At 64.2% G+C, this 17,969-nt stretch carries 13 protein-coding genes; 5 read left to right on the forward strand and 8 right to left on the reverse strand.

What is annotated here, in order from left to right; translation table 11 throughout:
* Positions 1 to 17: 17 nt before the first annotated feature.
* On the reverse strand, positions 18 to 467 hold the full coding sequence (locus tag C8D77_RS13215) for a nucleoside deaminase (protein ID WP_109663117.1): 450 nt from the start codon (positions 465 to 467) through the stop codon (positions 18 to 20).
* Between the two features lie 281 nt (positions 468 to 748).
* Here C8D77_RS13215 and C8D77_RS13220 point away from each other — a divergent pair, with 281 nt between their 5' ends.
* The 5 genes from C8D77_RS13220 (at position 749) to C8D77_RS13240 (ending at position 7,128) form a co-directional block, all read left to right on the forward strand.
* Positions 749 to 2,845: a pseudouridine synthase gene (locus C8D77_RS13220; protein ID WP_109663421.1), complete on the forward strand. Its 2,097-nt coding sequence runs from the start codon at positions 749 to 751 to the stop codon at positions 2,843 to 2,845.
* Positions 2,846 to 2,858: 13 nt separating this feature from the next.
* The gene (gene rsmD / locus C8D77_RS13225; RefSeq protein ID WP_109663119.1) at positions 2,859 to 3,413 is read left to right on the forward strand and encodes a 16S rRNA (guanine(966)-N(2))-methyltransferase RsmD; all 555 of its coding nucleotides are present in this window, start codon (positions 2,859 to 2,861) and stop codon (positions 3,411 to 3,413) included.
* 135 nt (positions 3,414 to 3,548) lie between these two features.
* The gene (locus C8D77_RS13230) at positions 3,549 to 4,919 is read left to right on the forward strand and encodes a M16 family metallopeptidase (protein WP_109663121.1); all 1,371 of its coding nucleotides are present in this window, start codon (positions 3,549 to 3,551) and stop codon (positions 4,917 to 4,919) included.
* Positions 4,920 to 4,921: 2 nt separating this feature from the next.
* A complete protein-coding gene (locus C8D77_RS13235; protein WP_425453731.1) occupies positions 4,922 to 6,268 on the forward strand; it encodes a M16 family metallopeptidase in 1,347 nt (448 codons plus the stop codon).
* Positions 6,265 to 7,128 (forward strand): patatin-like phospholipase family protein, encoded by an 864-nt coding sequence (locus tag C8D77_RS13240; protein ID WP_109663126.1) that lies wholly within the window; start codon positions 6,265 to 6,267, stop codon positions 7,126 to 7,128. Before C8D77_RS13235 ends, C8D77_RS13240 begins: the two co-directional genes overlap by 4 nt.
* 97 nt (positions 7,129 to 7,225) lie before the next feature.
* Here C8D77_RS13240 and C8D77_RS13245 read toward each other — a convergent pair whose 3' ends face one another.
* The 7 genes from C8D77_RS13245 to C8D77_RS13275 form a co-directional block, all read right to left on the reverse strand.
* Positions 7,226 to 8,881, reverse strand: coding sequence for an ABC transporter substrate-binding protein (locus C8D77_RS13245; protein WP_109663129.1), 1,656 nt, complete (start codon positions 8,879 to 8,881; stop codon positions 7,226 to 7,228).
* A 156-nt stretch (positions 8,882 to 9,037) separates the two neighbouring features.
* A complete protein-coding gene (locus C8D77_RS13250) occupies positions 9,038 to 10,393 on the reverse strand; it encodes an MmgE/PrpD family protein (protein WP_109663131.1) in 1,356 nt (451 codons plus the stop codon).
* 17 nt (positions 10,394 to 10,410) lie between these two features.
* Positions 10,411 to 12,108 carry a thiamine pyrophosphate-dependent enzyme gene (locus C8D77_RS13255; protein WP_109663134.1) on the reverse strand — a complete coding sequence of 566 codons (1,698 nt, stop codon included), beginning with the start codon at positions 12,106 to 12,108 and terminating at the stop codon, positions 10,411 to 10,413.
* Positions 12,109 to 12,195: 87 nt separating this feature from the next.
* Positions 12,196 to 13,095: a LysR substrate-binding domain-containing protein gene (locus C8D77_RS13260; protein ID WP_109663136.1), complete on the reverse strand. Its 900-nt coding sequence runs from the start codon at positions 13,093 to 13,095 to the stop codon at positions 12,196 to 12,198.
* A gap of 98 nt (positions 13,096 to 13,193) precedes the next feature.
* Entirely contained in the window at positions 13,194 to 15,611 is a 2,418-nt protein-coding gene (locus C8D77_RS13265) for a GcvT family protein (RefSeq protein WP_109663139.1), read from the reverse strand.
* Positions 15,612 to 15,649: 38 nt separating this feature from the next.
* Positions 15,650 to 17,170, reverse strand: a complete 1,521-nt coding sequence (locus C8D77_RS13270; RefSeq protein WP_109663141.1) for a trimethylamine methyltransferase family protein — start codon at positions 17,168 to 17,170, stop codon at positions 15,650 to 15,652.
* Between the two features lie 209 nt (positions 17,171 to 17,379).
* Positions 17,380 to 17,922, reverse strand: a complete 543-nt coding sequence (locus C8D77_RS13275; RefSeq protein ID WP_109663144.1) for a dihydrofolate reductase family protein — start codon at positions 17,920 to 17,922, stop codon at positions 17,380 to 17,382.
* Positions 17,923 to 17,969: the final 47 nt, after the last annotated feature.

Here is a 17,969-nt window from a genome sequence, read left to right on the forward strand (position 1 = left end):
GCCGAAGGGCGCCCGGTTCAGCCGCGCCGTTCCCGGAAAAATCCTTTGAGTAGCACGGCCGCTTCGGTCTCGCCGATGCCCGGATAGATGTCGGGCGTGTGGTGGCAGGTCGGCGAGGCGAAGAAGCGCACGCCATTGACCACCGCACCGCCCTTGTCGTCGGCGGCGCCGAAATAGAGCCGCCGCAGCCGGGCGAAGGAAATGGCGCCGGCGCACATGGCGCAAGGCTCAAGCGTCACATAGAGATCATGGCCGGTGAGCCGCTCGGCCGACAGCTTGCGGCAGGCTTCGCGGATGACCAGCATCTCGGCATGCGCCGTCGGGTCGGCAAGTTCGCGTGTGCGGTTGCCGGCACTGGCGACAACGCCATCGGCGTTGGCGATGACGGCGCCGACCGGCACTTCGCCACGCAAGGCGGCAGCTTCGGCCTCCTTCAGCGCCAGCGCCATGAAATCGGGCCGCTTCACGCGATTTCCATTCCGATTATCTCCTCGCCACTCGCTGGAGCAAGTCCGTTTCAGAATGAACCGCACTTGCTCCAGGCTTTTGGTTTTCGTTTGTCCTTTCGGAAAAACCGGTCACCACTTTTCCCTGACAAACTCTGGTGATCCTGTTATTGAGCGCATGACCTCGAAAATCGGACTCGGTTTTCGGAAATGATCATGCGCCACATCAAAAATGCTACAGCGTTCGTTGCGCGCCCAAAAGGATGCGCCACGCTGTAGCAGCGCAAACGGACAAAGGCCACATGGACGACAACGACAAGAAATTCCGACCCAAGAAGGGTCCGGTCAGAAGCGGCTCGAAAGCCGCGGCACCGCGCAGCCGTGATGGCGCCGCCGGCAAAGGCGGCAAGCCGTCCTTTGGCGCCAAGAAACCTTACGCACCGCGTGGCGATCGGCCGATGGCTGCCGATAGCGAGCGGCCGAAGCGCGACTTCAAGGGCGGTGACAAGCCATTCAGCAAAGGTCCGCGCCCCGAAGGCAAGCCTTTTGAGAAGCGTGAGGGGCCACGCAAGCCCTACGCACCGCGCGGCGACCGCCCGGTGGCCGCTGAGGGCGAGCGCAAGCCCTATGAAAAGCGTGAGGGGCCACGCAAGCCCTACGCACCGCGCGGCGACCGCCAGGTGGCCGCTGAAGGTGAGCGCAAGCCCTATGAGAAGCGCGAAGGCCCACGCAAGCCCTACGCACCGCGCGGCGACCGCCCGGTGGCCGCTGAGGGCGAGCGCAAGTCCTATGAAAAGCGCGAAGGGCCGCGCAAACCTTATGCACCGCGTGGCGACCGGCCGGCTGCGGCGGCAGAGGGCGGCGAAAAGCGCTTCGACCGTCCCAAGCGTGATTTTAGCGACCGCGCGCCGCGCGACGCCGGCGATCGCCCGAAGCGTGACTTCGCTGACCGCCCCAAGCGCGACTTTGGCGATCGGCCGCAAGGCGCGTCAGGCGGCAGCTTCAAGCCGCGCCCGCGTCCCGCGGACGCGACGGAAGAGGCCGGCGAACGCATCGCCAAGCGGCTGGCCCGCGCCGGCCTGGCCTCGCGCCGCGACGCCGAGGAACTGATCGCCGCCGGCCGCGTCAAGGTCAACGGCCGCGCCCTGACCTCGCCGGCCTTCAACGTCATGCCTGATGACATCATCCATCTCGACGGTATGGAAATCCCGCCAATCGAGCGCACCCGCCTGTTCCTGTTCCACAAGCCGGCCGGCGTCGTCACCACCAACCGCGATCCCGAGGGCCGCAAGACCGTCTTCGACGTGCTGCCGGCTGAATTGCCGCGGCTGATGACCATCGGCCGGCTGGATATCAACACCGAAGGCCTGCTTCTGCTCACCAACGATGGCGGCCTATCGCGCGTGCTCGAACTGCCGGCCACTGGCTGGCTGCGCCGCTACCGCGTGCGCGTCCACGGCAAGGTCGAGGAGAGCGCGCTTGCCGGCCTGCGTGAAGGCATTGCCGTCGACGGCGTGTTTTACGGCGCCATCGAAGCGACGCTCGACCGTGAGCAAGGCACCAATGCCTGGCTGACGATCGGCCTGCGCGAGGGCAAGAACCGCGAAGTCAGGAACATCCTCGGCTCGCTTGGCCTCGACGTGACGCGGCTGATCCGCATTTCCTACGGCCCGTTCCAGCTTGATGACCTCGCCGAGGGCCATGTGCTGGAGATCAAGGGCAGGGTGCTGCGCGACCAGCTTGGCGAGCGCCTGGTCGAGGAATCAGGCGCCAATTTCGACGCCGATGTCACCAAACCGTTTTCCAACAAGCCGGTGCGGCGCACCGAAATCCGCGAGCCGGAGCCGGAACGGCCGAAATTCACCCGTGACGGCGAGCGCCGTCCGATCGGCGAGGGCGGGTTGATCAAGAACCGCAAACGCCGCGAAGGCAGTCGCGACGAAGCGCTGGGCAAGCTGTCGACAAGCCCCGACAGAAGCGCGGGATCCGAGAAGAGCTTTGGCGAGCGCGGTCCGCGGCCCGAACGCAGCTTTGGCGACAAACCCCGCGGCAATTTTGGCGACAAGCCGCGCGGCGGCTTCGGCGACAAGCCTCGTGGTGCTTTTGGCGGTAAGCCGGGCGGCGGCAAGAAATCCGAGCGCGAGCAACGGCCGATCGAGCCGCCCGGCCAGCGCAAGGCCAATGTCTGGATGGCGCCGGGCGCACGGCCGATCGGCAAGGGCAGGGCAGAAGCCGACGCCGCCAAGGCGGCCGACGCCAAGGCGCGCAAGGCGTCGTTCAAGCCGTCCTATGGCAAACCCGCCGGTGCAAAGCCGTTCGGCAAGCCGCGCGGCGAGCGTCCGGGCGGTGCTGGCGGCGAGCGGCCGCGCAGTGGTCCCAAAGGTCCCAGAACGAGATGAGGCCTAAAGCGAGATGAGAATCGTCGGCGGTGAGTTTCGCGGGCGTCCCTTGGCGACGCCTCGCTCAAGCGCCATCCGTCCGACGACCGATCGCACCCGCGAGGCGGTCTTCAACGTGCTGGCGCATCGTTTTGCCGAGCAATTGGACGGCGCGCGCGTGCTCGACCTGTTCGCCGGCACCGGCGCGCTCGGGCTCGAAGCGCTGTCGCGCGGTGCTTCCTACGGCGTCTTCATCGAAGAATCGGCGGAAGGCCGAGGCCTGATCCGCGACAATGTCGAGGCCTTCGGCCTGACCGGCCGTACCAAGATCTTTCGCCGCGACGCTACCGGCCTCGGTGAGGCCGGCACGCTGTCGCCGTTCGGTCTCGTCTTCGCCGACCCGCCCTATGGCAAGGGCCTTGGCGAGCGCGCGCTGCAGTCGGCGAAAGCCGGTGGCTGGCTCCGCCCCGGCGCGCTGTGTGTGGTCGAGGAGGCCGCGGTGGCGCCCTTCGAACCAGGCCCCGGCTTTGCCGTGCTGGACGAACGCAACTATGGCGAGACCGTCATCCGCTTCATCGAGGCGGCCTGATACGCGCTCCATCCATAGCCAGGCATCCACGGCCGGCCTCTTTGCCGCCGCCTTTGCCGGCAACATGACCAACAATTCACTTTGCTTGTCGTCCAGACCCTGCCTATCGTCCTGCCAAGAAAACCGGAGCCATTGATGACATCCAAGGCTGAATGGCTGCGCGCAACGCTGCTGGCGACGTCGCTGGCTTTCACGATCACCGGTTCGGCGCTGGCCGAGAGCGCGCCGGACGCGTTCAAGGTGACGGATTTCCTGCTCGACAACGGCATGGAGGTCGTCGTCATTCCCGACCATCGCGCGCCGATCGTCACCCATATGGTCTGGTACAAGATCGGCAGCGCCGACGAGCCGCCCGGCAAATCGGGCATCGCGCATTTCTTCGAGCATCTGATGTTCAAGGCGACGACCCACCATGCGGCGGGCGAGTTCGACCGCGCCATCTCCGATATCGGCGGCTCCAACAACGCCTTCACCTCTTACGACTACACGGCCTTCCACGAGACGGTGGCGCCGTCCGCGCTCGAGCTGATGATGAGCTTCGAGGCCGACCGCATGCGCAACCTCATCCTCACCGACGATGTCATCAAGACCGAGCGCGATGTCATCCTCGAGGAGCGCCGCTCGCGCATCGACAACAATCCCGAGGCCGTGCTGGACGAGGAGGTCGATGCCACGCTGTGGCAGAACCAGCCCTATCGCATTCCCGTCATCGGCTGGATGCAGGAGATGCAGCAGCTGAACCGCACCGACGCGGCCGCCTTCTATGACAAATACTACCGGCCCAACAACGCCGTGCTGATCGTGGCCGGCGATGTCGAGCCGGACACGGTGCGGGCGCTGGCCGAAAAGACCTATGGCAAGGTGGCGCGCGGCCCCGATCTGCCGCCGCGCATCCGCCCGGTCGAACCGGAGCAGAACACCAAGCGCACGGTGACGCTCGCCGATGCCCGCGTCAGCGTGCCGAGCTTTTCCACGCAGTGGGTGGTGCCATCCTATCATTCGGGCAAGCCGGGCGAGGCGGAAGCGCTCGACCTGCTGGCGGAAATCCTCGGCGGCGGCAATCGCAGCCGGCTCTACCAGGCGCTCGTCGTCCAGCAAGGCATCGCATCCAGCGCCGGCGCCTTTTTCCAGGGCACGATGCTCGACGACACCAATTTCACCATCTACGGCGCGCCGCGCGGCGATGCCAAAATCTCCGACGTCGAAGCGGCGGTCGATGCCGAAGTGGCACGCATCGTCAGGGATGGCGTCACGCCTTCGGAGCTGGAAAAGGCCAAGGACCGCTATGTCAGGTCGATGATCTTTGCCCGCGACAAGCAGGATTCGATGGCCAACATCTACGGCTCGACGCTGGCCACCGGCGGCAATGTGCAGGACGTCCAGCAATGGCCGGACCGTATCCGCAAGGTCACGACAGACGAGGTCAAGGCCGTCGCCGCGCGCTATCTGGTGCTCGCCCGGTCGACGACCGGCTATCTCTTGCCGCAGCAACAGGCGGGGAATTGATGATGAAGAGCACGAACGCAATACGCGCACGCGCGCCCCTCGCAACCCTTTTCCTCTCCATCCTCTTCCTGATCCTGCCCGCACTCACGGCGCGCGCCATGGACATCCAGTCCGTCACCTCGCCAAAAGGCATCACCGCCTGGCTGGTGGAGGACTATTCCGTGCCGATCGTCGCCATCCGCTTCGTCTTCGGCGGCGGCTCGACGCAGGATCCGCCGGGCAAGGAAGGGTTGGCCAACCTGATGACCGGTCTGTTCGACGAAGGCGCCGGCCCGCTCGACTCGGAAGGCTTCCAGATCAAGCTCGACGATGCCGGCGCCGAGATGAGTTTCGACGAAAGCCGTGACGGCATCTACGGCTCCATGCGCATGCTGGCCGAGCAGCGCGACGAGGCGTTCGAGCTGTTGCGGCTCGCGGTCAACCAGCCGCGCTTCGACCAAGCGCCGATCGACCGCATCCGCGCCCAGATCCTGTCCGGCATCATCGCCGGCGAGAACGATCCCGACACGGTCGCGCAGAGCAAATGGGCGCGCGCCCTCTATGGCGACCATCCCTATTCCCGCTCCGATCAGGGCACCAAGGAGAGCATAGCCACCATCACGCCGGATGATCTGAAAGCCTTTCACAAAGCGGTGTTCGCGCGTGGTGGGCTGCATGTCGCCGTCGTCGGCGCCATCGACCCTGAGACGCTCAAGAAGAAGCTCGACATGGTGTTCGGCGACCTGCCGCAAAACCAGGCGCTCGCCCCCGTGGCCGATATCGACCCAAAGCTGGCGCAGCATGTCGAGGTCGACTACGACCTGCCGCAGACCTCCCTGCAGCTCGCTTTTCCCGGCGTGAAGCGCAAGGCGCCGGATTTCTTTCCCGCCGTGCTGATGAACGAGATTCTCGGCGGCGGCACCTTCACCTCGCGCCTGTTCCAGGAGGTGCGCGAAAAGCGCGGGCTGGCCTACAGCGTCAACTCCTCGCTGATCAACCAGGACCACGCCAGCGCGCTGATCGTCAGCACCGGGACGCGGTCGGACCGGGCGGCCGAGACGCTGGGCATCGTCCGCGACGTGGTCAAGCAGATGGCCGAGCAAGGCCCGACCGAAGCGGAGCTGGCGGCAACCAAGAAATATTTGACCGGCGCCTATGCCATCAACAATCTGGACTCGTCGAGTTCCATTGCCTCGACTTTGGTCGAGCTGCAGCTCGACGATCTCGGCATCGACTACATGCAGCGCCGCGCCGGCTACATCAACGCGGTGACGCTCGATCAGGTCAAGGCGGCGGCGAAGAAGCTGCTGTCGGCCGAGCCGACCATCATGGTCATAGGACCGAAACTGGTCGGAGCCGGCAAGGGATGAGCCCGACGTTTGGCATTGCCTTCGGCGGCGGCGGCGCGCGAGGGTTGGCGCATATCCATGTCATCGAGGCGCTTGACGAACTGGGCATCAGGCCGGTGGCCATTGCCGGCTCGTCGATCGGCGCCATCATGGGTGCCGGCATGGCCGCCGGCATGACCGGCAAGGACATCCACGACTATGCCCGCTCGATCCTCGGCCGCCGCGCCGAAGTGGCGAGCCGCATGTGGCGGGCACGGCCTGGCACGATCGCCGAAGCCATGCAGGGCGGTATCCGCGTCAGCCAGTTCAATGTCGAGCGTATCCTGAAGGCCTTTCTGCCCGAGGCCATCCCCGAAACCTTTGCCGAACTCAAGATCCCGCTCAAGGTAACGGCGACAGACTATTTCGGCCACAAGCTCGCCGTGTTCGACGACGGCGATTTGCACTCCGCACTTGCAGCGTCAGCGGCCATACCCGCCGTGTTCCGTCCCGTGACGCGCGACGGCAGGCTGCTGATCGACGGCGGCATCTACAACCCCGTGCCGTTCGACCTGATCGAAAACGATGCCGACATCATCATCGGCGTCGACGTGGTCGGCGCGCCGGAAGAGGTCGACCGCAAACAGCCGACCTCCGTCGATCTGATGTTCGGCGCGACACAGCTGATGATGCAGTCGATCATCGCCAACAAGCTGAAGCAATCCCGACCCGACATCCTGGTCCGCCCGGCTGTATCAAAGTTCCGCGTGCTCGATTTCCTGAAGATCGACGCCTTGATGAACGAGACGGTCGATATCAAGGACGAGCTGAAGCGGCAGGTGGAGAAGGTGCTGGAGGCGAGGAGCAGCAAACGCAAAAGCGGCAAGCGGATCGCCAGCTGAGCTGTCGTTCGATCCCTGCAGATCACTTGAGATGACTTGGAAGATCAGGTCGGAAGACGATCCGGTATCGTCTCCCGACCCATCGCATGATCTTCGTTCAGGCGCTTTCGTCCAACCAGACATTCTCGAAATTCTGTTCGAAGGTCGGGTGGATGCCGTAGTTCTTCACCGACTTCGTCGAGTGGTTGTAAATCTTGCGCCAATAGGGCTGGATGATGATACCCGAGCTCTGCAGGATCTTCTCGATATCGACCATCAGTTCGCGCCGCTTGTCGACGTCGGCGACGGTCAGCGCCTTGGCGATCTTCTCGTCCAGTTCCTTGTTGGAATAGGCGGACTCATTCCACGATTCGCCGGTGCGATAGGCGAGCGCGATGACCTGCACGCCGAGCGGGCGCATGTTCCAGTTGGTCATCGAGAACGGGTATTTCGTCCAGTCGTTCCAGAAGGTGGAACCCGGCAGGACCGTGCGCTTGACCTTGAAGCCGGCCTCGCGGAGCTGGGCTGCGATCGAATCGGCAGTGTTCTTGTGCCAGTCTTGGTCGAGCCCGATCAGTTCGTGCTCGAACTCCATCTGGCCGGCCTCGGTCATCAAGGCCTTGGCCTTGGCGATGTCTCGCGACACTTTTGGCAGCTCGGCATATTCGGGATGGATGGCGCAGACGTGATGGTTTTCGCCGAGCGTGCCGGCATCGCCATAGCCAAGCTTCAGCACGGTCGCATTGTCGACGGCAAGCTGGATCGCCTGGCGCACCTTCTGGTCGTCGTAAGGCTTGTTGTTGACGTTGGTGCGCGCCACGATGGTGTTGGCCGTCACCACCTCATGCTTGACCAAGCCCATCTTGTCGAGGATGGAGACATAGTCCGCTGTCGTCTCGTAGTTGGTGTTGACCTCGCCGGATTCGAAGGCGCTGATCATCGCGTTGGCCTCGGTGCCGTAGTCGATGAACTCGATGCCATCGAGATGCGCCTCGCCGCCCCACCATTTGCCGTTGACGCGGCGCTTCAGCACGACTTTCGAGCCGACATCGTAGGACACCAGTTCGAACGGTCCGGTGCCGATCGGATTCTTCACGAAATTGCTGCCCATCTTCTCATAGTCGCGGTGGACGACCAGCGCCGGATAATCGGAGAAGCCGGCGATGATCGAGATGTCGGAGTCCGGCAGCTTCAGCTTGATCGTGTAGTCGTCGACCTTGACGATGGCGCCAGCAAGCAGCTTGCCGGTCTTGGCATCGATGAGCGCGCCCATGCGCGCCGCCATCGAATTGCCCTCGGCCGACTTGTCGCACCAGCGCGTCAGGTTGAAGACCACGTCGTCGGCGTTGAAATCGTCGCCATTGTTCCATGTGACGCCCTGGCGAACCTTGAGCGTGTATTCGGTGGCGTCGTCGTTGATTTCCCAGCTTTCAAGCAGGATCGGCTTGAAGGTGAATTCGTTGGTGTATTTGACCAGCGGTTCCAGCGTTTGCCGAGTGACGTTGGCCATTTCCGACCAGTCATAGGTCCGCGGATCCTTCTGTTCCTTGACGCTGGTCGCGACTTTCAGCACGCCGCCCTTTTTCGGCTCCTCGGCCCGCGCAACCGTCGGCGCGGCGAGGCCAAGCATTGCGTAGGCGGCTGCGGTCGTTGCGCCGAATGCACTGGCGATCGCCAGGAACTCGCGACGGTCGACCGCGCCTGCCTTGGCGCTCTCGGCCATCGCCGTGACGAAATCAGGAATGCGGCCGCCATTGCTCTTGAACATTGTCATTGCGTTCTCCCCTTGGTTTCAATCCCTGATGCGCTGTTGATTGCAGCGGCCTTGTTGGTTCATCGTAGACATTGGCCGGCGCGATGGGATCGAAAAGGATTCAGCGCCGGCTGAGAATAATTCCGTCCGGCGCCGCGATAGCGATTGTCCGTGGCTTCAGCAGTCGAGCGGCGCGACAGTCAGATCGATCAGCCGGCTAAGCCCTTGGCTGTCCAGGGCATCGAAGGACAGCGCCATCGCTTCCATTTCGTCGGCCCGGTCCTTGCCGATCAGTCCGTCGGTGAAAGTCGCATATTTCTGGTGAAACTCGTCGTCGTTCATCGGGTTGTCGCGATCGCCTTTCGGCGTGCGCGGCTCCGACATGATTTCGCGTCCGTCCTTCAGGTAAAGCGTCACGTCGGCCCAGCGCTTGCCGACGCTGATGCGGGTATAGTGCTCGGTCTCCACCAATTCGGTGGCGTTGGAAATGCGACGGATCTCTTCGTCCTGCAGAACTTGCGGCAGCAGCTCCTGCGGTCCGATCTTGCCGCGCACGATCATCGTCGCGACCGGGAATGCGATCGAATAGCTCATCTCGTCCAGCGTCTTCGGATTGTGGCCGGCAAGCCGCACCGCATAGTGGAAGGTCTGGATGCGCACGCGCGCGACATCCTCGCTGGAAAGCTTGTTGTCGCGCATCAGGTCGCGCGCGGCATCGATCGATGGGTGCGCCCAGCGGCAGACGGGATAGGGTTTGTACGAGGTATCTTCGACGACGCGCCAGGCCTGTCCGAGGTCGCTCCACCAGGGTGCGGCGGCTTGCCCTTCGGCTGTGATCGCCGGTGCCCCGGTGAAGCCGAGTTCCGCCATATAGGCCGCCATGACGCCGGACGGCGCGCCCCAGCCGACGCCGTCGCGCAGCATGGTCGGGAAATCGATGCAGCGCATCATCTGGCTGCGCGGACCGTGGTATTCGGCAATGCCGGCGGCATGGCGCGTCTGCTCCTGGCTGAGCCGCAGCAGCCGGGACACTCCGGCCGCTACGCCGACCGCGGTCCACGCCCCTGACGTGTGATAGTCGGACACGGTGCCGTGTAGGGTCAGCCCGGCGCGGTAGGAAACCTCATAGGCGACGGCCAGCGCAACCATCAACTCTTCGCCGGAGAGTGCGGCGCCCGAGGCCCTGAGCGAATCCGCAACGGCGAGCAGGGCCGGAAACACCGCCGAGCCGGCATGGCCCTTGCAAGGGCTGGTGGTGTCATGTCCGTCGATGGAATCGATGGTGAAGGCGCCGGCATAGGCCGCACCCGCTGGGCTGACCGGGCGCCCGTCGAAGATCATCCGGGCCGCGATTTCGGGCGACGAACGCCACAGCCGATCGGCGATTGTCTTGGTGATCGACGATATCTCCGTCGTCGAGCCCACCGCTGCCACGCCAAGCGTATCGGCAAAACTGCGCCTCAGCACGGCGCGCATCGCTTCGGGAATGGCGTCGTATGTCAGGCTGCCGGCAAACTCGGAAAAGCTGGTCACGTTAAAACCTCCCTCATTCAATTCGACAGACGCTGCCTGACGGTGCGCCGGCTGTTCAAGGCGGACACCGTCATATTCGGGCCAAGGTGATCGGCGCCGACCTTGACGTGGATGACCGCCGCCTTGCCGCTGGCCAGAGCGCGTTCGAACGCCGGCTCGAAATCGTCGGTCGCTTCCACCGTTTCACCATGGCCGCCATAGCCGATCGCCACGGTTGCGAACTCCGGATTGGTGAGGCCGGTGCCGGAATTGCGGCCGGGAAAGGCGCGTTCCTGGTGCATGCGGATGGTGCCGTAGGAACGGTTGTCGACGACGATGAAGATCGGATCGAGACCGTACTGGATCGCGGTGGCGAACTCCTGGCCATTCATCAGGAAGTCGCCGTCACCCCCGATATAGATGGCCGGCGCATCGGGATCGGCGATCTTGGCGGCAACCGCTGCCGGTACGCCAAAGCCCATGGCGCCGCACACCGGCGCCAGCGCGCCGCGAAACCGGCGATAGCGGAAATGGATGTTGGGCCAGTCGGAGGCATTGCCGGCCCCTGTGGTCACGAAGGCATCGGCCGGCAGCCGCTGGCTTAGGAACCGCATGACCGCGCCCATGTCGACGGGGCCGGGCTGCACGGCAAGATCGAGCATGGCCAGGTAGCGCTGCCTTGCCGAGGCACGGATCGCGGCGCGCCCTGGAGTGCCGCCGGGTGCCGCGATGGCCGCCAGGGCAACTGCAAAAGCATTCGGGTCGGCCTGCACCAGAAGGTCGGCCTGATAGAGCCGGCCAAGCTCCTCGGCGCCGGGATGCACGTGCACCAGCGGGCAGTGCGCAACGGGCGATGGTATCAGCGAGAATTTCAGTGTCGTGCCGTCACCCAGCCGGGAGCCGACGGCAAGGATGAGGTCGGCTTCACGGCAATAGTCGTTGGGCATCGGTGCGCCACCGAAGCCAAGGTTGCCTATGTAGTTTGGATGATCATGGGGAAACAGGCCCTGGCGGCGGAAGCCGACGGCGACGGGAAGGCCGAAGTTTTCAGCTGCCTGGATGATGGCGTCATGGCCGGCTTGCGTCCAGTTGGCGCCGCCAAGCAACAGCAGTGGCCGCTTGGCGCGTGCCAGCATGGTTTCGATCGCGGCCATGTCGGCGGCCAGCGGCGCGACGGGCGTCGCCATCGCCGGTTTCAGGTCCGGCGTGTCGCATTCGGCCTTGAGCATATCTTCCGGCAGGACCAGAACGACAGGGCCGGGGCGGCCGGAAATCGCGGTTCGCCAGGCCCGGTTGACGTATTCGGGGATGCGCGACGGGTGATCGATTTCCGCCACCCATTTGCACATCGGCCCAAAGACGCGGCGATAGTCGAGTTCCTGGAAGGCTTCGCGGTCACGGTGCGCGGTCGAAATCTGTCCGACCAGAAGGATGAGCGGCGTCGATCCTTGATAGGCCGCATGCAGGCCGATCGCGGCGTTCATCGCGCCCGGACCACGGGTGACGAAACAGACGCCCGGCTCGCCGGTGGCGTCGGCGTAGGCAGCCGCCATGAAGCAGGCGCCGCCCTCGTGGCGACAGGTGATGTAGCGGATCAAATTGGCGCGCTGCCACAGCGCATCGAGCGCCGTCAGATAGCTTTCGCCCGGCACGCCGAAGACGGCTTTGCAGCTGTTTTGCAACAGAGAGCTGATGAGTATCTGACCGCCGTTTCGCAAGATCGCCCCGCTTTTCATGGCGACCCTAGGGGCGCGCCCAAAGCGTCTCAATCGAATAAAATTTCGCTGCCGATGAATTGATTTCGGACCGGTGGCGAAAGCCCGTCAGTCGCTGCGAAGGCTGGTGCTGAGCGACAGCAGCCAGGCCTTGAAATGCTTGACGCGGGCGAGACCGGTCGAGCGCTTCGGTGCGATGAAGTAATAGGCGCCGCCGGTCGGCACATCCTCGGCAAAGGGTGCGATCAGCGAGCCGCGCTTCAGCAGGAGATCGCCATAGGGGCGGCGGTTCATCGCCACGCCCATGCCTTCGCTTGCGGCAAGCAAGGCGTGGGAGCGGGAATCGAACATCAGTTTCGGCACCTGGTTCGAGCCCGCAACGCCCATTTTCTCGAACCAGAAATCCCATTCATGCGGCACGTATTCGCAGCCGATCAGCCGCCGCCCAATCAGGTCCTCCGGCGTCTCGATCGGCCCGTTGTGGCGCAGATAGTCCGACGAGACGACCGGTGCGATAACCTCGTCGATCAGCTTCTCGCACATATGTTCCGCCGGCGCTGTCATGGCATAGCGAATGTCGATGTCGATGCTGGAGCCGGAGAATTCGATGTCGTCCGGCTTGGTTATCAGCTTGACGGTTATCTCGGGATTGGACGACAAAAAATCGTCCAACTGCGGGATCAACCACATCTGTGCCAGCGACTGGAACAGGTGGATGGTCAACCCGCCATTCTTGGTGTCCTGCATCACCGACAGCGTGCTCGCCTCGATGCGGTCCAGCGCGTCGCCCAGCCCTTCGAGATATTTCTCGCCGATCTCGGTGAGCTTCAGGCCGGTCTGCTCGCGCAGGAAAAGCCTGGCGCTGACAAAGGTCTCCAGCGACTTGATCTGATGGCTAACGGCGGAACTCGAAATCAGCAGTTCTTCGGCGGCGTCGGCCAGGCTGCCGGCCCGGGCCGCTGCCTCGAAGGCCCGCAACGCGGCAAAGGGAGGTAACCGCCTTGCCATTTTCGCCAACTCCTCCGGGCGCCGGAACCCACTGCTCCAGCGCCGCACCTATAGGGGTTTTCAAGAGACGGTGGAAGATTGGAGGCCCAACCGCAGCGTCACGCCCGCATGCGCAGCCCTTGCGGATCATAGCGCGGGCCGTCCGAAACCGACGCGGCACGGCGTTTGCCGTTGATCTCGACCTCGAAGCCGGCGCCGCTATCGACAATATGCGATTTGAGATAGCCAAGTGCCAGGCTTTCATTTGTCGTGTAGCCATAAGCACTCGAGGAGACGTAGCCGACATAGACATCGTCGCGGAACACCGGCTCGCCGCCGCTGCAATCGGCGTCGCCGGCATCGACGGACAAGGTGACGAAGCGCTCGGCGGCCCCTTGCGCACGATGACCGCGTGCCGCTTCCTCGCCGATGAAGCCGGAGCGTTTCCAGTCGACGAAACGGTCCATGCCGGTCTCCATGACCGTGTAATCCGGCGCCAGATCGAGGCCCCAGCTCTTGAAGGCTTTTTCGACGCGCAGGCTGGCCAGTGCCCGGCTGCCGGCCGGCACCAGCCCAAGGCCGGCGCCGGCGCGCAGCAGCGCATCGTAAAGGCCGGCCTGGTACATTGCGGGCGTGTAGATCTCGTAGCCGAGCTCGCCTGAAAACGAGACCCTGAGCACGATCGCATCGGTCGCCGCCTCGAGCTCCATGTGCCTGACCGACAGGAACGGAAACGCATTATTCGACACATCGCTGTGCGTTATCCCGGCCAGAATCCGCCGCGCGTTCGGCCCGGCGAGCATCAGCCCGCTCCAGCCGTCGGACAGGTTCTCGACCGAAATGCCTGGCGTCTTGTGGGCGTCGAACCAGCGCATATGCTGACCCTGCATGGTGCCGGCGCCAAGCAGGAGATAGCTGCCGTCGTCGAGTTTCGACACGGTCAGGTCGCCGATCAGCCGGCCTTTTTCCGACAGCATCGGCGACAGCGCCACAGCGCCGGGTCGTTCGGGAATCCGTCCCGCCAGCAGCCACCGCAGCCAGCCGCAGGCAGCATCTCCCGAGACGCGGTATTTGGCGAAGGTCGATATTTCGAACAGGCCGGCAGCGCTTCGCACCGCCTTGCATTCCTCGCCGACGGTCTTCCACCAGTTCTGCCTGCTATAGCCGAAGATATCCCGCTGTTCGTCGCCAGGCCGCGCAAACCACAGCGGCTGCTCCCAGCCATTGTTGAAGCCGAAGACGGCGCCTCTGGCCTTCTGTGCCGCATAGGCCGGAAACGTCCGCAAGGGCCGGCCGGCGGCACATTCGAGATGCGGGTAGGGGCGCTCCTGCCGGTTCTCGTAGTAATATTTGGTCCGCTCGAAGGTGAAGCGCTTGCCGGCCCAGCGGCCGAAGCGGGCGACGTCCCAGAAATTCACATCCATCTCCGGCTCGCCGTCGACGATCCATTCCGAGATCACCTTGCCGATGCCGGCGCCCTGGTTCAGGCCGCTCATCACGCCGCAGGCGCAGAAATAGTTCTTCAGCTCCGGATGCGGTCCGAGCAGTGGCCCGAGGTCGGGCGAAAAGATCATCGGTCCGTTGATGACGCGCTTGATGCCGGCTTCGCCGAGGCACGGCATGCGGTCCATCGCCACCTCGAAATTGCGATCCATGCGGGCCAGGTCGTTGGGCAACAGCTCGTGGCCGAAATCGAGCGGCGTGCCGTCGAAGGCCCAGTGATGGCACGTGTTTTCATAGGCGCCGAGCAGGATGCCTTTGCCTTCCTGGCGTGAGTAATAGCCGGCTTCGCTCTCGCCGATCGTCGGCAACTCGTGGTCCATCGCTTCGATTTCGGGGATCGCTTCGGTCACCAGATAGTGGTGTTCGACCGGCAGCAGCGGCAGCTTGATGCCGGCCAGCGCGCCAACCTCGCGCGCCCACAGGCCGGCGGCGTTGACGACGAATTCGGCGTGGATGGTGCCGCCTGGTGTTTTGACGTCCCAGCCGCCATCGGCGCGCGGCGTCGTTGCCGTCACCGGCGTGTGGCGATGGATCTTCGCACCGAGCTTGCGCGCCGCAGCGGCAAAGGCATTGGTCGCCGAGGACGGATCGACATGGCCCTTGATCGGCTCCCACAGCACCGCCTTGAGGTTTTTGGTGTCGAGGACCGGCGCTCGGTCCCTGGCTTCCTCGAAGGTGATCCATTCCGCCTCGACGCCGTTGCGCCGGGCGCGGGCCCGGGCAATCGCCAGCGTCGTGACCTCGTCGTTCGATGCCGCCAGATGCATGCCGCCGGTCGGATGGTAGCCGACGGCCTGTCCGCTCTCGCGCTCGATCTCCGGATAGAGATTGATCGTGTAGACCTGCAGCCGCTGGGCGTTGGATGGCCTGGTCAGCGAGAACAGATTGCCGGCGGCGTGCCAGGTCGAGCCGGATGTCAGTTCCGAGCGCTCCAGCAGCACCACATCCTTCCAGCCTTTTTTGGCCAGGTGATAGAGGATGGCGCAGCCGGTTATCCCACCGCCGATCACCACCACGCGGGCATGTGTATCCATTCCGTCAGAAATCCACTTTTTGCTGTTTTCAAAGGGTACTAGCGCAGGGCTTCGAGCTCGATCTTGCGCCGAGCGACATAGTCCTCGAGCTCTTCGATCACGGACGGGTCGATGGCGGGCGCCTCATACTCGTTGACCATCTGCTTCCAGATGCCGTTGGCGCGGCGGGCGGCGTCGGGGCTGCCCTTGTCCTGCCAGTTCTCGAAGTTCGACCAGTCGGAAACCAACGGCTTGTAGAAGGCGTTTTCGTAGCGCGCCAGCGTGTGCGCCGTGCCGAAGAAGTGGCCGCCGGGGCCGACCTCCTTGATCGAGTCGAGGCCGATCGTATCGGCGTTGACGGTGAGCGGCGTCATCCAGGCGCACATCATGCGCACCATCTCGATGTCGAGGATGAATTTTTCATAGGAGCCGACCAGGCCGCCCTCCAGCCAGCCGGCGCCATGGTTGAAGACGCTGGCATGGCCGGTCAGCGCACCCCACAGCGACATCATGGATTCGTAGGCCGCCTGCGCGTCCGGCGCATTCGACGCGTTGACGTTGGACGAGCGCCACGGCAGGCCGTAGCGGCGCGCCATCTGGCCGGTGGCCTGCGCGCCGAGCGTGAATTCGGGCGTGCCGAAGGCCGGCGATCCGGTCTTCATGTCGGCATTGCAGATGAAGCCGCCATAGATGTAGGGGCAGCCGGGGCGGATGATCTGGGTCAGCGCGCAACAAGCCAACGTCTCGGCATTCTGCATCACCAGCGCGCCGGCGACAGTGGCCGGCGCCATCGCGCCGGCGAGGCCGAAGGGCGTCACACAGACGACCTGTCCGAGCCGCGCATATTCGATGACGCCTTGTGCGATCTCGCCGTCGAGCACCAGCGGCGTGTTGGTGTTGGTGTTGACGAAGAACACCGGATTGGCGGCGAGGCTGTCTTCGTCCTCGCCGTACCAGATCTTGGCCATCTCGATGGCGTCGCGGGCGCGGTGGCGGCCGATGGTCAGCGGCTTCCACGGCTTGTCCGAAAGCTTGCAGCAGGCGAGGTAGAAATCGAGATAGCGTGTGTCGGCCGGCAGGTCCTGGGCTTCGACGCTGGTGCCGCCTTCGATCTGCAGCACGTCGGTCATATGCGTCATCTTCAGGAAGTTTTCCTGGTCGCGAAACGTGCCGGCGCGGCGTCCGTGGTCGAGATCGGACACGAAGGGCGGGCCGCTGACCGCTGTGAAGGCGACCTGGCCCTGGCCCATGAACAGCTTCTTGGCCGGATCGCGGCCGCGCACGGTGACGACCGGCGGCGCTTTGGCGACCAGCGCCAGCAGGCCCTCGCGATCGAAGACGACCCGTTCGGTGCCGTGGTCGACGGCAAAGCCGGCGCTGGCGAAGAGTTTTCGCGTTTCCTCGTCCTGGATGCGCATGCCGACATCCTCGAGCACCGACATCGAAGCGTCGTGTATCGCCTCGATCTGCTCTGCGGTCAGCACCTCGATCGGGGCATGCGGGTTGCGCAGTTGCAACCATTCCCTGGAGAATTCCAGTCTGCCGTCGCGCACCCTGCGCACTCTGGCCGTCGTTCGCATGCTTCCCCGCAGAGGTTCAATCTTAGGCGGGGAGTTGAGGAGCTTTGGCGACGAACGGCAATTGAAAACGCTTCAGCCGGCCATGAGGCGATTTCGCCACCTCAGGTCAGTCCGAAACGGAGTGGTCAAGCGGCGAGGGGCATGCCTGCTGGTCGGAGGCCTCAGTCCTCGCCCCATCAACCGTCATCACCACCACGCATGGAAGCCGACTACGACTTCGTCGCCACCGGCGCATACTCCAGCGCCACAACGCCGTTGCTGAACGGCGTGGCCGAAATCAATTCGAGCGACACCGGCTCGCCGGCTGGGAACAGCGGCTTGCCCTGGCCGACGGTGCCGGGATAGCTGAGCAGCCTTACCCGGTCGACCGGGCCATGGCGCAGCAATTCCTGCGCGACGCTGAGGCTGCCATGCACATAGATGTTGCCGCCGCTGCCTTGCTTCAGCGTCCTGACCGCTTCCGGCAGCGGTCCCTTCAGCAATTCGGCCGGCTTCCAGTCGAGCGCCTTCAGGCTGGTCGAAGCGACATATTTCGGCAGCGCGTTGAACCGGTCGGCAAAATCCCCGGTTTCCGTGGGCCATGAACCGGCAAAGATCTCATAGGTCGTGCGCCCCAAAAGCATGGCGCCGCTGTCGGCAAGCTCGTCTTCCTTGAACCTGTTCATCTCATCATTCCAGGTCACGCTGGGCAGCTTCTCGACCTCGGCAATGCCATCGACGCTGATGAATTCGGTGACGATAAGTTTTCGCATGGTGCTCTCCTTCTTCCGTCAGAGGACGGCCTGCGCAGGCCGTTTGC

Origin of the sequence: Mesorhizobium loti, from assembly GCF_003148495.1 — a bacterium.
Lineage (GTDB): Bacteria > Pseudomonadota > Alphaproteobacteria > Rhizobiales > Rhizobiaceae > Mesorhizobium > Mesorhizobium loti.